The organism is Saccharopolyspora sp. NPDC045839 (genome assembly GCF_056431645.1).
Genome location: NZ_JBWKKH010000054.1, coordinates 25,779 through 40,767, shown reverse-complemented (window position 1 = coordinate 40,767; position 14,989 = coordinate 25,779). Strand labels below are relative to the sequence as shown.

The 14,989-nt window shown below is 69.7% G+C and carries 11 protein-coding genes; 5 read left to right on the top strand and 6 right to left on the bottom strand.

What is annotated here, in order from left to right; genetic code table 11:
- Positions 1 to 109: 109 nt before the first annotated feature.
- Positions 110 to 301, bottom strand: coding sequence for a DUF397 domain-containing protein (locus AC07EQ_RS41055; RefSeq protein WP_478393199.1), 192 nt, complete (start codon positions 299 to 301; stop codon positions 110 to 112).
- Positions 301 to 1,155 carry a helix-turn-helix domain-containing protein gene (locus AC07EQ_RS41050; protein ID WP_478393198.1) on the bottom strand — a complete coding sequence of 285 codons (855 nt, stop codon included), beginning with the start codon at positions 1,153 to 1,155 and terminating at the stop codon, positions 301 to 303. Before AC07EQ_RS41050 ends, AC07EQ_RS41055 begins: the two co-directional genes overlap by 1 nt.
- Before the next feature lie 382 nt (positions 1,156 to 1,537).
- On the opposite strand from AC07EQ_RS41050, the gene AC07EQ_RS41045 reads away from it, so the two are divergent.
- Complete coding sequence (locus tag AC07EQ_RS41045; protein WP_478393197.1) at positions 1,538 to 1,819, top strand: hypothetical protein; 282 nt, start codon at positions 1,538 to 1,540, stop codon at positions 1,817 to 1,819.
- A gap of 290 nt (positions 1,820 to 2,109) precedes the next feature.
- Here AC07EQ_RS41045 and AC07EQ_RS41040 read toward each other — a convergent pair whose 3' ends face one another.
- From AC07EQ_RS41040 to eccCa, 4 genes are all read right to left on the bottom strand, one after another.
- A complete protein-coding gene (locus tag AC07EQ_RS41040; protein ID WP_478393196.1) occupies positions 2,110 to 3,015 on the bottom strand; it encodes an IS5 family transposase in 906 nt (301 codons plus the stop codon).
- Positions 3,016 to 3,195: 180 nt separating this feature from the next.
- Positions 3,196 to 5,415: a WXG100 family type VII secretion target gene (locus AC07EQ_RS41035; protein ID WP_478393195.1), complete on the bottom strand. Its 2,220-nt coding sequence runs from the start codon at positions 5,413 to 5,415 to the stop codon at positions 3,196 to 3,198.
- Positions 5,416 to 5,420: 5 nt separating this feature from the next.
- Positions 5,421 to 6,407 (bottom strand): hypothetical protein, encoded by a 987-nt coding sequence (locus AC07EQ_RS41030; protein ID WP_478393194.1) that lies wholly within the window; start codon positions 6,405 to 6,407, stop codon positions 5,421 to 5,423.
- A gap of 304 nt (positions 6,408 to 6,711) precedes the next feature.
- A complete protein-coding gene (gene eccCa / locus AC07EQ_RS41025; RefSeq protein ID WP_478393193.1) occupies positions 6,712 to 10,677 on the bottom strand; it encodes a type VII secretion protein EccCa in 3,966 nt (1,321 codons plus the stop codon).
- A 258-nt stretch (positions 10,678 to 10,935) separates the two neighbouring features.
- Between eccCa and eccD the strand changes: the two genes are divergently transcribed.
- The 4 genes from eccD to AC07EQ_RS41005 all read left to right on the top strand — a co-directional run bounded on the left by eccD (position 10,936) and on the right by AC07EQ_RS41005 (position 14,975).
- Entirely contained in the window at positions 10,936 to 12,336 is a 1,401-nt protein-coding gene (gene eccD, locus AC07EQ_RS41020; protein ID WP_478393192.1) for a type VII secretion integral membrane protein EccD, read from the top strand.
- A gap of 159 nt (positions 12,337 to 12,495) precedes the next feature.
- A complete protein-coding gene (gene eccB / locus AC07EQ_RS41015; protein WP_478393191.1) occupies positions 12,496 to 13,926 on the top strand; it encodes a type VII secretion protein EccB in 1,431 nt (476 codons plus the stop codon).
- 141 nt (positions 13,927 to 14,067) lie between these two features.
- Positions 14,068 to 14,406 (top strand): WXG100 family type VII secretion target, encoded by a 339-nt coding sequence (locus AC07EQ_RS41010; RefSeq protein ID WP_132494485.1) that lies wholly within the window; start codon positions 14,068 to 14,070, stop codon positions 14,404 to 14,406.
- A gap of 278 nt (positions 14,407 to 14,684) precedes the next feature.
- Positions 14,685 to 14,975: a WXG100 family type VII secretion target gene (locus tag AC07EQ_RS41005; RefSeq protein WP_478393190.1), complete on the top strand. Its 291-nt coding sequence runs from the start codon at positions 14,685 to 14,687 to the stop codon at positions 14,973 to 14,975.
- Positions 14,976 to 14,989 lie beyond the last annotated feature (14 nt).

Below are 14,989 nucleotides of genomic sequence, written 5' to 3'. Positions count from 1 at the left end.
CTTTTTGAAGAGAAACCTGTCTTTTCCGCTCTTTGGCGTGCCTTGTTCTGGCAAAAAACCGCCGCCCAGCACCCTGCCACCGGCACGAGATGCTCAAGGGCATCGAGCCTCAGTGCTCGAAGCGGCCGTTCTTGACGGCGGTGATGAAGGCCGACCACTGCGCGCGGTCGGTGACGAAGTACCCGGCGGCGCGGTCCTTGCTGTCCCGGACTGCGGCGCCGTCGGGTAACTCGCCGACCTCGATGCACGCGGTGTTGTTGCTGGATAACCGGGACTTGCGCCAGCCAGTCGGTTGTTCCATCACTGTGCGGTCTCCTCTGCTCTGGTCAAGCACGCAGCGATGAACTCCATCGAGTCATCGGGATCCATCGATTCGGCACGGAGAGTACTCAGCGCTTCCGAATAGGCAGTTACGACGCCCGGTGCGGTGAGAAACGCGGCGGACGCGAAATGTTCCAGATGGACCAGCGGTGGAGCTTTCGGGAACTCGAACAGCATGAACTGGCCGCTGTGCGCCGGTGTCCATCGCGGCGGCTGCAGCGGGACGATCCGGATGGTCACGTTCTCGAGTTCTGCGATCTTCCGCAGGTGGCGGTACTGGTCCGCCATCGCTTCCGCATCGACGATCGGCGCCTTCAGCGCGCTTTCCAGGATCAGGGTTTCGAAGGTGGGCGCCTTCCGCGCACTGAGGATGTCGCGCCGCGAGGCGCGCATCGCAACACGCGTTTCGAGCTCGCCCGGCGTGCAGTCGACCATGACGGCGCGCGTGTACTCCGGAGTCTGCAGGAGACCTGGAATCACGAGCGGCGCTACTTCGAATATTGACTTGGCAGTGCGCTCGTAGTTGATCAACGTGGCGAGGTCTTGGTGCACGCCGGGGATTCCGGCTCGGAGCCAGTTGGGGCCGCTGTCTTCGCGGGCCAGCTCCACGAGGCGCTCGCGCTCGGCTCCCGCGATGCCGAGGGCGACCGCGATCGCCGTTACGTCTTCTGGCGTGGCGATGCGCGTTCCGGCTTCACTTCGCGTGACCCACGCATGTGCGCAACCGAGGATCCGAGCCAGCTCGCGGACGCCGATCCCGGCTTCTTCTCGCGCTTTTCGCAGCTCGGCGCCGAGCGTTCGGGCCTTGGGATTGCCGGGCCTGGATCGGGTCATGAACCAATCCTAGGTACGCGATCGAGCGTCGATGATCGCCTGGACGAGCGATTGTGCGACTGGATCAGATCCAGCACTCTGGATACAGATCCACTTGAACCAGCTTCGACCAAGACCGGAGTGGTGGTCATGCGACTTTTTCAGCCATATCCCTTCCACTGGGTTCCTGCTGGTGGGTTGCGGCATGCGAGTACTGATCGGCGGCCTGATGGGGCTTTGGCCTATCCGTCCGGGACTCTCGTTTCGACCTTGTGCCGTCAGGCGTTGTTCGCCGACAACTCCGAGATCGCTTGGTTGTGGTCGACGTGCGGTGACTGCGATGCCGAGGCGCACCGAATAGTTCGACAGCTTCCCGACCCTGCTACCGGAAGGACCTGCTGACGTGTTGGCCGTGCTCCCCGGGATCGCCGGGATCACCGGTGTTGTCGCGCTCTACCTGATCATCACGTGCTGGAAGTCCTACCGCCCGCAGCACGCCGGTGGCGGCGAGGGTGCCCTGACGGTGTGGCAGCTCATCGCGCACGTCGAGGCCGAGCGACAACAACGAGAACAAAGCGGTCGGCACCGGCTCCGCGAACCGCAGCCACCACCGTCCACATCGGATGACGAGGTGCCGTCGCTGGAAGTTCAGCGCCGGATACTGGACGCCCTCCGGCGCCTCTGACGGCACCAGACCCGGGCCCGGCCGCCGATGCCCCCGACCTGCGGCGGACGGGTCCTGCGGGCCGGTCGGCGCGACTCCCCTCCCCCTCGCGCCGGCCGGCCACCCCGCTTCCTGGAGGCCGGCCGACCTGAGCCCGTCCCGATTTTGCCTAAAATTGGAAACTTATGAAGCGGGCGAACCGGGGCGAATCGGCTTCCGATTTTGCCTAAAATTGGGAGCTTCCGGACCGCGCGGGTGGGCTTCCGATTTTGCCTAAAATTGGGAACCTGGGCCGTGAGTGCTTTGCGTCGCTATAGAGGCTGTTTTGGATCTTGTTGGGTGGTGTGTGGTAGGCGGGTGAGGCGGCGGGTCATCTGGATGATGGCGGCCCAGTGGACCATGGTGGCGTGGTGTTGGGGGAGTCGTTCGTAGTCGCGGGCGCAGCGTCGGCGGCGGGTGATCCAGGCGAAGCTGCGCTCGACGACCCAGCGGCGGGGCAGGACCTGGAAGCCCGTTGTGCCGGGGATGCGGTAGACGATCTCGATGGTGGTCTTCAGTAGGGCCTTGGCGTGGGTGATCCAGTCGCCGAGATAGCCCTGGTCGGCCCAGATATGGGTGAGGCCGCGCAGGGCGGCGTGGCGTACCAGGCACCAGGCCGCGTCGCGGTCCTGGACGTTGGCCGGGGTGACTGTGACTGAGACCAGCAGGCCGAGGGTGTCGGTGATGATGTGGGGTTTGCGGCCGTTGACCTTCTTGTGGGGGTCGAAACCGCTGGTGTCGACTCCCACGACGCCTTCGGCGCTTTCCTGGACCGACTGGGAGTCGATGCATCCGGCGCTGGCTACGGGGTTGCGGCCCGATGCTCGGCGCAGCCGGGCCCGTAGCAGGTCGACCAGATCGGCGGTGGCGTGCTCGTGGCACCATCGGCGTAGCAGGCCGTAGACGGTTTGCCAGGGTGGGAAGTCCGCGGGCAGGTCACGCCATTTGTTGCCGTTGTTCACCACGTAGAAGATCGCGTCGATCATGGTGCGGCGGTAGTGCTTTTCCGGTCGTCCTCCCACCGAAGTGGCGGCCAGAGAGACTGGCAGCAGCGGTTCCAGGAGCTTCCACTGCTCGTCGGTGAGATCGGTGCTGTAACGACGGCGGCGTGTCAGACAGCCACAGGTACAGCAACACCCCGGCCGGCTGACGCCGGCCGGTGCGGGGTTCAATGACATGGCGGGTTCTTGTGATCGCGGTCGGCTTAGACAACCTCTGCGATAGCAAGAACCCGCTCTTGTCTGCGGCCACGACACGCCCCATCACGAGCACGAGCCGTGTATCACAACCAGCCACAACACTTCAAAAACAGCCTCTATAGCGCCCCAAAGCACTCACGGGTCCTCAGCGCACCGGTGTCAGGCCTTGCCGTTGAGGGTCGGCTCCGGTTCCGGGCGGTAGCGGTACTCCGCTTCGCCGTTCACCACCGGGCCGCCCGGCGTTTCCACCTCCCAGGCGTCCTGGTCCGCAGGCGTTTCCGCGGGCCGGGTGCGCCGGGCCGCGCGGTCGGCGCCGATGTCCTCCGGCTCGTGCGCCGCGAGCACCGACGGCCGGTCGCGCAGCGCGGCGGGCACCTGGGCGCCCAGCTCCGCCTGCACGTCGACCTCCGGTGCGGTCCTGGCTTCCAGGACCGGCGCGGTGCTCAGCGGCAGGTCGACCGCGAACTCCGAAGTCGGCTGCGGCTTCAGCTTCTTCTCGCGTTCGCGCTTCCGCTGGGCTCGGCGTTCGGTGAACGTCTTCAGCGGTCCGGTGCGGCGCGGGTTGCTCAGCACCGGCGGCGGAACGTCGCTCCTGCCGGAGTGGTGGTCCGGCGACTCCGCCTTGCTGCCCGGGCGCGTTCGCCGCTGCTCGCCGCCCAGCACCGAAGGCGCGGCGTTCGGCGACGGGAGGAACGCCTCGGGAACCTCCGCCTGCGAACCCGTCGCCGGTCGGCCTCCAGGCCGGGAGCCGGGCGAACCCGTCGCCGATCGGCCATCGTGCCGTGAGCCCGGTGCGCCCGGTGGCGGCGCGGTTTGCCCCGCGGGCGGCCGGATGGTGCCCGCCTCGGGGTCGGAAGGCGTTTCCAGACCTGGGTTTCCGATGCGCGGACCGAGGATCTTGCCCTGTTGCTGCTTCGGTGGCTGCGCCCCCGAACCGCCCGGTGGCGGCGGAGTCAACGTTCCCGGCGGAGTGCCCGTGCCGGGTGCGTTCGGCGCGCCGATTTCCGGCGCTCCCGTGCCGTTGATCGTGCCGGGCGGCCTGCCGGGCGCGGCATCGCCCGGCGCAGTCATGCCCGGCGTGCCAGGAGCGCCGGGTGCGCCGGGCGCCGGGGTGCCGATCGGCGCACCGGGGGAGGGGTTGCCGATGACGGGCCCGGTGCCCGGCGCGGTCGGTGGGGCGAGCGCAGGCGGTGCGCTGCCGTCGGGTGTGCTCCCGCCGCCGGGGAGCGACGGCGGGGATCCTGGTGCCGGGCCGCCCGGTGCTTTGCCGGGCGGCGTCGCGCCTTCCGGCATTCCGGGTGCTCGGCCCGGCGGTGGTGTTCCGACCGGTGGCTGGCCGGGAGGTGCCGTGCCCGGCGGCATCCCGGGTGCCCGGCCGGGCGGCGCTTGGCCTGGTCCGCCGTTCGGTGGCGCTGTTCCCGGGGGAGTTCCGGGACCTTGGCCGGGTGGCGCCGACCCCTTCGGTGCTCCGGGCGGCGCTGCGGCGGGCGGCGGTGCGCCCGCAGGCGCGCCAGGACCGTCGCCACCGGGCGGCGCAGCGCCGTTCGGTCCGCCGGGCGGCGCAAATCCGTTCGGCCCGCCGGGAGCTCCGTCGGGCGGCGCCATGCCGCCGGGGCCTCCGGGACCGCCCGGGGCTGCGGGGAGCTTCGGCAGCGGGAGGCCGAGCGCGCCCGGGTGCTGGATCGCGTTCAGCGGGTCGACCTTCATCGCCCGCCCGAGCGCCAGCTTGGTGATGTACGGGGCGTAGCTGTCGGCCGTCCGGCTGGCCAGCTCGCGGGCCTTCTGGTTGTACTTCTCGTGGGACTTGTCCAACGCCTTTTCCCACGCGGCGCTGCTGTAGCCCTCCATCGACACTTCCTGCTGGAAGCTGGTGTTGACGTCGCGCAGGTCCTGCTTGTACTCCGTCCACAGCGCGCGCATGTCCTCCTGCGCTTCGCGCATCGCCGCGGCGAGCCCGTGCAGGCCGCTCGCCGTGCGGCTCGCCGCGCTCTCCCAGACCTCCAGGTACGCCAGGGTTTCCCCGACCTTGCTCAGGAACGCGTCCTTGGCCGCCGGGGAATCCCACTCCGCCTTCAGCGATTCGGTCTGGCCACGCAGCTGGGTCTGCACGTGCGACAGCATCGTCGCGACGTTGGCGAACTGGTCGCCGCGCTCGTCGGCCGTGCCGGGCTGCTCGCCCATGATCTGCCGGCGGATCTCCTTGATGTCGGTGCCCTCGGCGCGCTTCGAATCCGGCCCCGGCGTGTAGTCCTTGCCGGTGTCGGTCTGGCCGCTGTAGTAGAGCTCGTCCGGGCCGATCGGCCCGGCGCCGCCGCCGTTGGAGTAGTTCTCCAGCGAGTCGTAGTTGTAGCCGTAGTAGTCGTCCGCGGGTCCGGCCATCCGAATCACATCCCCCCGGCCATCCGGCGGTTCTCCTTCATGGTGCGACGCGCCTCGTCGGCCCAGTCCTCCGGCGTGACCCGCTTGGGCTGCCGTCCGATGTGGCGCTCGTCGCTGCGCTTGCCGTCTTCGTCTTCCTTGTAGTAGTGCCGGGATTCGGTGCCGTCCGAGTACTTCTTGGTGACCTTGTGCTCTTCGACGACGGTCTCGTCCTTGCCCGTCTGCTTGGTGCGGACGGTGGTGACCTCGTCCCGGCCGCCGGCGATCTTCTTGGAGTCGACGGTGCGGTTGGTGGTGCTGACGACCTTGCCGTTCTCGTCGTAGGTCTTGGTGATCATCGCGCCGCTCGGCTTGGACGTCGTGCTGTAGCTCTCGTTGCCGTCCTTGTCGAAGCCGGTCTCGGTGATGCCGCCCTCGGTCTGCACCACGCTGCGGGTCCGGCCGTCCTTGGACTCGTACATGTAGACCACGCCGCCGGAGAAGTGGTGCGTGCCGGTCAGCTTCTCGTCGCCGAGCTTGCCGAGGCCCTTGGGCTGGTCGGCCATGTTGTCGGCGATCGTCTCCTTGAGGTACGGGGGAGCGCCGGGCGGGCGCTCCGCGCCGGGCTCGTGGAAGGCCCACTCGACGCCGGAGAGCCGCACGCCGTTGGCGGCGTCGGTGTCCTCGTACAGGTCGGCGCAGATGTGCGCCACCGACGAGATCGCCAGGTGGTTCTGCCGGATGTCCTGCAGGAACCGCATCATCTCCTGGGCGTTGCGGGCCATCAGCTGATCGGCCTGCGCGCCCTCCGGGAAACCGCCGGTGCTGATGGAGATGTCGTCGCCGACGCCGTTGATGTTCATGGCGCCGCCCATGGTGTCGGACTGCAGGTTCTTGCCGATGGTCGCGACGTTCGTGCCGTAACCGCGCAGCGAACTGGGGTCGGCCTTGAGGTTTTCGCCGTTGGTGGGCCAGCTCGGCCCACCGCGGCCGTCCGGATCCGGAACCGCCATCTCGTCCCCTTCGTCGCGCGTGGGGCGGAGAACCCCGCTCCCCTCAACAAACCACCCGCTGTCAACCCCCCGGCGGATGCCGGCTTTGTTCTTTGTCCTTGAAGCGGCGTAGCCGCTTAGCCCACGCACGCAACGTGCACCGCCGCGGGTTCTCAGGCTGTGCCCGCCCTTACTGGGCTACTGGGCGAGACCAGTCCCCGATGCCGCGTATTGGACATACGTAAGTCGGGGATCCCACAGCTAGGCGGCGTCTGAGGTTCCGCTACCCGCACCGCCACGCAGAACGAGTTCGGCCTAAAAGAAGTCAGTGCTCTGGTGGGAGGTTGGCGAACTGGACGAGTTCGTTGCCCCGGGCCCGGGTGACCAGCCAGCCGCGGCCCGGCGGCAGCGGTTCCGGCTTGAGCTTGCCGAACACCGGGCCTTCCTCCGGGTTGCCGGACAGCAGGATGCCCGGCGAGGCCAGGTCGCGGACCCGGGAGATCACCGGGTCGAACACCGCCCGCGCGACGCCGCCGACCCGGCGCGTCAGCACCAGGTGCAGGCCGATGTCGCGGCCCTGCGTCATGAAGTCCAGCAGCTTCGTGAACGGGTTGTCGTGCGGGTTCGGCGCCACCAGGTCGTAGTCGTCGATCAGCATGAACAGCTCCGGGCCCTGCCACCAGCTGCGGTTGCGCAGCTGCTCGGGCGTGATGTCGGGGCCCGGCAACCGCTTCTGCATCGCCTGGATGGTCAGCTGCACCATCTCCTTGGTGGCGTTCGCCGCGCTGGCGTAGCCGACCTGGTACTCGTCCGGCACCACGCCGAGCAGGCTGCGGCGGAAGTCGACCACCGCGATCTGCGCCTGCTCCGGGCGGTAGCGGGTCATGATGCTGCGCGCCAGCGACCGCAGGAACGTGCTCTTGCCGGACTCCACGTCGCCGAAGAGCATCAGGTGCGGCTCCACCTCGAAGTTCAGGTGCACCGGCTGCAGATCGGCCTCGGAGATGCCGACCGCGATGCCGCGCGGCGAGGCGATCTCGGCCTCGGGCAGCGCCGCGTACGGCAGCTCGGCGGGCAGCAGCCGGACGCCGGACGCGCGGTCGCCGGGCCACGCCTCGTTGACCGAGTCGACGAAGTGCCGCACCCCGTCGGAGAGTTCTTCGGCGGTGGACCTGCCGTCGACCCGCGGCACCGCCGCCAGGAACTGCCCGGCGTCGGGCGCGAGCCCGCGGCCCGGCGACTGCTCGGGCACGCCCGCCGCTTCCCGCCTGCCGAGCATGGAGTCCACCGCGTCGCCCAGCTTCAGCTCGATGCGGCTGCCGAACACGTCGCGCATGTTCATCCGCAGGTCCATCCACCGGTTGCAGCTGCCGATGACGTGGATGCCGTACGCCAGGCCCCGGTTCACCAGCTGCGTGACGGCGGGCTCCAGCGACTCGAAGTCGCTGCGCAGCGTCATCCAGCCGTCCACGACGAGGAACAGGTCGCCGAAGCGGTCCTCCGGGAACCGGCCCTCGCGCAGCAGCCGCCGGTAGGTGCCCATGCCGTCGATGCCGTGCTCGGCGAACCGCGCCTCGCGCTCGGCCAGCAGCGCGAGCGCCTCGGCGATGCTGCGGCGCACCTGGTTGGTCTCGCGCCGCGTCGCGACGCTGCCGATGTGCGCCAGGTCGCGCATGCCGGTGAGCCCGCCGCCGCCGAAGTCCAGGCAGACGAACTGCACCTCGTCCGGCGTGTGGGTGAGCGCGAGGCTGCCGATGATGCCGCGGATCACGGTGCTCTTGCCGCTGTGCGGGCCGCCGACGACCACCACGTTGCCGCCCGCGCCCGCGAGGTCCAGCCAGCACAGGTCGCGGCGCTGGTCGAAGGGCCGGTCGATGACGCCGGCCGCGGCGCGCAGCTTGCCCCGCAGCTCCTCCTTGCCGGTGGTCAGCCCGCGCTCGGGGTCGACGACCAGCGGTTCGAGCAGCTGGTCCAGGGTGGGCGGCTCGTCCAGCGGCGGCAGCCACACCTGGTGCGCCGCCTTGCCCTGCCCCTCCAGCCGGTCCACCAGCACGTCGAGCAGGGTGTCGCCGACCTGCTCGGTCTCGGCGGTCTCGGCGGGCAGCTCCTCGGTGACCCGGGGGCGCAGGTAGCGCGTGGAGTAGTCCTGCACCGGGTCGATCTGCCGGCCCTCGTCGTCGGTGCGCTTGACCACGCCGCGCTGGTGCAGACCGGAGACGTAGGCGGCCTTGAACCGCAGCAGTTCTTCGGTGCCGGAGCGCAGGAAACCGTTGCCGGGCGAGCGCGGCAGCTCGTAGGCGTCGGGCGCGCCGAGCACGACGCGGCTCTCCATCGCCGAGAACGTGCGCAGGCCGACCCGGTACGAAAGGTGCGAGTCCAGGCCGCGCAGCTTGCCCTCCTCCAGGCGCTGCGAGGCCAGCAGCAGGTGCACGCCCAGCGAGCGGCCGACGCGTCCGATCTGGACGAACATGTCGATGAAGTCCGGCCGGGCGGTGAGCAGTTCGGAGAACTCGTCGACGATGACCAGCAGCGACGGCAGCGGTTCCAGCGGCGCCCCGGCGGTGCGGGCGCGCTCGTAGTCGCGCTGGGAGGCGTAGTCGCCCGCCTTGCGCAGCAGTTCCTGCCGCCGCATCAGCTCGCCCTGGATCGCGTCCAGCATCCGGTCCACGAGGTGCAGCTCGTCGGCGAGGTTGGTGATCACCGCGCTGGTGTGCGGCAGCCGGTCGAGCTTGGTGAACGTCGCGCCGCCCTTGAAGTCGACGAGCACGAAGTTGAGGACTTCCGAGTCGTGGGTGACCGCGAGCGCCAGCACCAGGGTGCGCAGCAGCTCCGACTTGCCGGAACCGGTGGCGCCCACCAGCAGGCCGTGCGGGCCCATGCCGTCCTGGGCGGATTCCTTGAGGTCCAGCTCCATCGGGCGGCCGTCGGCGGTGATGCCGATCGGAACCCGCAGCTTGTCCCGGTTGGAGCGGGCCGTCCAGTTCTTCGCCGGCTCGAACTCGTACGGGTCGCCGAGGCCCAGCAGGTCGGTGAGCTCCAGCGAGCCGGACAGCGGCTGGTCGCCGGTGGACAGCGCGGAAAGCCGCATCGGCGCAAGGGATCGCACCAGGCCCTGCATGCCGTCGAGGTCGAACGCGTCGGCGCGGCCGACGGATCCGGTGCCGTCCATGGTGCGGCTGGTGAGGCTGCCGTCCGCGGCGATGTCGAGGACCAGCGTGGTGGCGTCCAGCACCCGCGGCGGGTCGGTGGCCAGGTTGATCAGCGTGACGCCCTCGACGCCGCCCTCGATCATCAGGTGCTCGGAGCCGGAGGTGTCGCCGCCGTCGAGGAAGACCACCAGGTGCGCGGCGCCTTCGATCGGCATCGAACCCGGGTTGAAGCGGGGCCGGTTCGCGAGCACGTCGTCGAGCATCGCCTCCAGCGCGGTGACGCTCGGCGCCACCAGCCGGATCTGGCCGACCGCGTCGGTCTTGGCCGGGTGCAGCGCGTGCGGCAGCCACTTCGCCCAGTCCCACGCGTCGCGCTCGGCGGGGTGGATGCAGAACGCGGTGAGCACGTTGCTGGGCGCGTGGAAGGTGCCCAGCTGCGCGACCACCGCGCGGGCGAACGCCCGCTTGGCCTCGCGGTCACCGGTCACGTAGATCTGGGAGAAACCGCGCAGCGCCACCGCGACCGGCAGGTCGGGCACCGTCGAATAGGTGGTGACGAACTTCCGCAGCGCCATCGCGCACAGTGGTTCGAGCTCGTCGACCGGGCGGGTTTCCGGCGGCACCAGGCGGGTCGCCAGCTCCTGCGGGCCGAGCCCCATCCGGACGACCGTGTAGTCCCAGTCGTTCGGGCGGCGCTCCCACAACCGGGCGCTGTGCGCGGTGGACCACAGCTGGTCGGGGTTCGGGTGCCGGTAGAACATCGCGTGCCGCTGGCGTTCCACGGTGTCGCGCACCTGCGCCCGCAGTTGGCTCAGCCGCCGCATGTACCGCCGGCGCTCGGCGATCATCTCCTGCTTGCTGGCTCCCTGGCCGACCTGGCTCATCACCTGGAAGCCGATCATGCCGAGCATCGCGGCGCCGTAGAGCCCGCCCGCGACGTACATCAGCGGCCCCGAACGCCCGGCGCCGATCAGCAGCGCCATGCCAGCCATGCCCGCCATCATCGGCAGCACCATCAGCACCCGCGTCCAGTTCCGGCCGGGTGGTGGCGGGTTCTCCGGCGGCGGGTCGAGCACCAGCTCGCCGGAGGGCAGGTCCGGGGCGGGACGCCGCAACGGCCGCCGGACGATGATCGTTCCCAAAACCGAGACCTCCAGATCGCCTGCGGCGCGGGCGCGATCTCGCCATCCCGCTGCCGCGATCCGAATTGCTACGCTGCTGGCGAAGTTCCGCTGGGGCGCCTCGCCGACGGTGGCCCGAGCGCGGTGCGTTCGGACCTACATTAGACGGAGATCCCGGACCCCCGTGGCGTCCGAGGTTACGTTATCGACACCGCCGAGCAGATCATCGATGAGACACTCCTAGCGAATTCGAGTTCACGCCTCTCCCGGAGGAGCGCCATGTCGTCCACATTGGGCATCACTCTGGCGAAAGTCACGATATCCACGCCGAAGCGCGGAATCGACGTCGCGTTGCCCGAGGATGTCGCAGTCGCCGAGCTGCTGCCCTACATCCTGCGCCACGCCGGGGACGACGCGGCGGATGCCGGTGAACGGCACGGCGGTTGGGCGCTGCGCCGCCCCACCGGGGAACGGCTCGACCCGCGGCAAACCCTGGGTGCGCAGGAAATTCGCGACGGCGAAGTGCTCCATTTGGTTCCGGGTCAGTCCGAATGGCCGGAAATCGAATACGACGATCTGGTGGAAACAATTGCCAGCGGCGCTAGGCGAAATGGACGAAGCTGGGGCCGGGTCGCGACCCGGCGCTGCGGTTTGGTCGTCGCCGCTGTGCTGCTGCTCGGCGGCAACCTGATCACGTTGCTGTTCAAGGGACCTTGGCTGGCTCCGGGGCTGGTCATGCTGGCCGCCGCGGTGGTCCTGACGGCGCTCGGCATCGTCGTCGCGCGTGCGGTGCCGGACGCCCGCGCGGGTGCCTTGTTCGCCGGATGTGGCCTGCCGTATGCCTTTTTGGGCGGTTTGCTGATCACGGCCCCCGCGCATGTCGGCCTGTTGCAGTTCGGCAGCGCGCAGCTGCTGGTCGGCACGGTGTCGCTGCTGGTGTTCGGCATCTCCGGCTACGTCGGCGTCGCGGCCGAAGCCCGCGCGTTCGTGGCCGCGATCGCGATCGGACTGCTCGGCACGCTGGGCGCGGCGCTCGGCGGCTGGCTCGGCGCGGACGCGGCGGCGGCCGTGGTGCTGACCGCGGGAATCGCTTTGCTGCCGGGATATCCGCTGCTGGCGATCCGGCTCGGACGGTTGCCGGTGCCGGAACTCCCGCAGCGCGCGGCAGACATGCTCGCCGACAAACCGGCGGCGCCGACGTCGACGGTCTTCGCCGCGGCGCGCCGCACCGACGAGATCCTCACTGGCCTCCTGCTGGGCCTGGCTGTCTCGGCGGCGTTCTGCGTTCCGCCGCTGCTCGCGCACGGCGGCGCTGCGCGCCTGACCATGCTCGCGCTGGCCGCCGCCGCGCTGCTGCTGCGGTCGCGGCTGTTCCCGATCCCGCGGCAGCGAATTCCGCTGCTGGTGGCCGGATTGGCGGTGGCGGCCGGATTCGCCGGCAGCCTGATCACGGGCTTCGGAAGCACCCTCGGCCTCGCGCTTTCCCTGCTGGCGCTGGTGATCGTCGCGCTGCTGGTCGCGGCGGCGGGCGTGGTGTACGCGCAGCGGACCCCGTCGCCGCACCTCGGCCGGATCGCCGACTGGACGGACGTCCTGGCGGTCCTGGCGCTGATCCCGTACGCGGCGTACATCACCGGCTTCTTCACCTACGTCCAAAGCCTCATGGCTTCCATCGGTTGAGGCGGGGAAGCCGTGGTGGTTTCTGGAGTTTCGCGGTGTTTCCGCCGGTCACGGGCCGTGCGTACTTTCTGCTGCTATGGCAGCACAAAGTACGCACGGGGCCTGACCTGCCGGAACGTCGCCTCAGACGTGCTCGAACTCGGGAGACGGGGCTGAACCGTGGCTAATCGTCGAGACCAGCTGCAGGCGTACCAGTTCATGATGCAGCGGGTCGTGTCCGCGCTGGTGGTGCGCGAGACCGATCCCGAGCTGACGCCGCTGCGCCGCGGCGTCGGCGCCGCGTTCGCGGGCGTGATGATCGCGGTGCTGGTCGCGGCCGGTTTCGGCGTCTACGGCGTGTTCACCGGCGTCGGCGGCAACGCCTGGCAGGCCGAGGGATCGGTGGTCGTCGAGCGCGAGACCGGCGCGAGCTACGTCTACCGGCAGGGCGCCCTGCAGCCCACCCTGAACTTCACCTCGGCCAAGCTGCTGGCCGGGAAGAAGGACGCCAAGGTGCACCGGGTGTCGGGCAAGAGCCTGACCGGCGTGCCGCGGCGCGCGGTGGTCGGCATCCCGGGCGCGCCGGACTCCCTGCCGGAAGCCCAGTTCGCGCTCAAGGACGGGTGGACGATGTGCTCGGTCCCGGGGCGCAACGCCGCCGGCGGGCCGATCACCACCAGCACCCTCTTCGTCGGCGGCTCCCTCGCGGGCGGGCTGCCGCTGCAGCAGCGGGCGGTGCTGGCCCGGGACGCCAAGGACCACATGAACTACCTGATCTGGCGCAACCACCGGTACCGGATCGTCGGGAACGAGGATGACACGGTCAAGCCGGAGCAGGTCATCCGCGCCATCTTCGGGCCGCAGGCCGTGGTGCTGGACGCCGGAACGGCCTGGCTGAACGGGCTTCCGGCCGGGCAGGACATCGCCCCGATCACCATCGACGACTTCGGCGCACCGTCCACAGTGCTCAGCGGGCACCAGGTCGGCGACCTGGTGCACCACCCCATCGGCGATCGGGAGCAGTACTACCTGGTGCGTTCGGACGGGCTGGCCCCGCTGACCGAGCTGCAGGTGCGCATCGTGCGCGGCCAGTACCCGGTGGAGCCGGTGGCGATCGCGCCGTCGGTGGCGAACTCGGCGCCGGTCACCAACGCGCTGTCCGCGCCCAGCGGGGAATCGGCGAAGCCCGCTGACGTGCCGGAACTCGCCCCGGTGCCGGCCGAACGCCGGGCCACGCTGTGCGCGCGGACGCTGGATGCCGCTACCGCTCCGGAGATCACGCTGGGCGGCGACGCGGGCGTGCTCGACGCGGGCATCGCGACCAGCGCGGAGACGCCGGAGGGCACCAAGCTGGCGGACCGGGTGCTGGTTCCCGCCGGTGGCGTGGTGGTCGTCCGGGCCAAGGCGTCGGCGACCGATCCGGCCGGGTCGTACCACATCGTCACCGACCTGGGCCTGCGCTTCCCGGTGCCGTCCGAGGCGGTGCTGGAGGTGCTCGGGTTCAGCCCGGCCGACGCCGTGTCGATGCCCGCCGAGCTCGTGCAGCGGATCCCGGCCGGCCCGACGCTGGACCCGGCGGCGGCGCTGCAGACCGCGTCGGCGCTCCCGTAGTTCTCCCGCAGGCAGCCCCGCAATCGCGGGTGTGACCTGCGAAATCGCCTTGGCGGCCGCGATTTCCGGCTATCCGGGATCTGGCAGCGCACCGGAATAGCCTGTGGGCAAACCACTGCCCACCTGGAGAGGTGACCGGAGTTGCCCGATCTCAAGCTAACACCGGAACAGACGACGCAGCTGCAGACCGCGATCGGCGACACGTACGACAACGCGAGCAGCCTGATCAGGCAGATCAGCGGGGACTACATGTCCATCGCCGGTGCCGCGTGGATGGGTGGCGCATCGACGGCCGCCGTCTCCAAGCAGCAGGAATTCGAGCAGATCTGGAAGAACCTCTCGCAGATCCTCGTCGACCTCGCCCAGGGCGTGGCCGGTACCACCCAGATGGTCGGCCAGCAGGACGAGGACTACCAGCAACTGCTCAACGCCGTCGACGGCACCGGAGACACCGGCATGGGCAACTTTTCCCGTCTGTGACCAAGAGAGGGGTTCCAGGCTCTTTCTGCGTGGCGGTGCGGGTGGCGGCCCCCCTGCGGGAGTTACAGATGCCGCCTGGACTCCGGGATCCCCGACACACGTATGTCCAATACGACGCGTCGGGGCTGTCCTCGCCAGACGACATCTGAGAACCCGCGGCGGTGCGAGCTGAGTCCCACCCAGCATGCGGCTGACGCCGCATCCTCAAAGACCGGAAATCGTTCGGCAGCGCAAGGCCAGTGCGGTTCAGAACTTCTGCCTGAGGGAAGGGCGACACGATGACGATCAAGTACGGCTTCGGCTCGATCAGCGACACCGGCGGCAACACCGTCACCGCCGCGGGCCAGATGAAGAGCCTGTTCGACGACCTGAAGACCAAGGCGAAGGCGATCCTCGCCGAGGACTGGAACGGTGCGGCGGCGGACGCGTTCGACCAGGCGGAGGCCAAGTGGGACGTCCAGGCCAACGCGCTGGGCGACGCCCAGGTGCGAACGGGTCAGCTGACCACGCAGGCCAGCGACGACATGATGGCGACTGACATCCGCGCCTCGAACCTCTTCAACGCCTGACCCGGCGCTTCGCG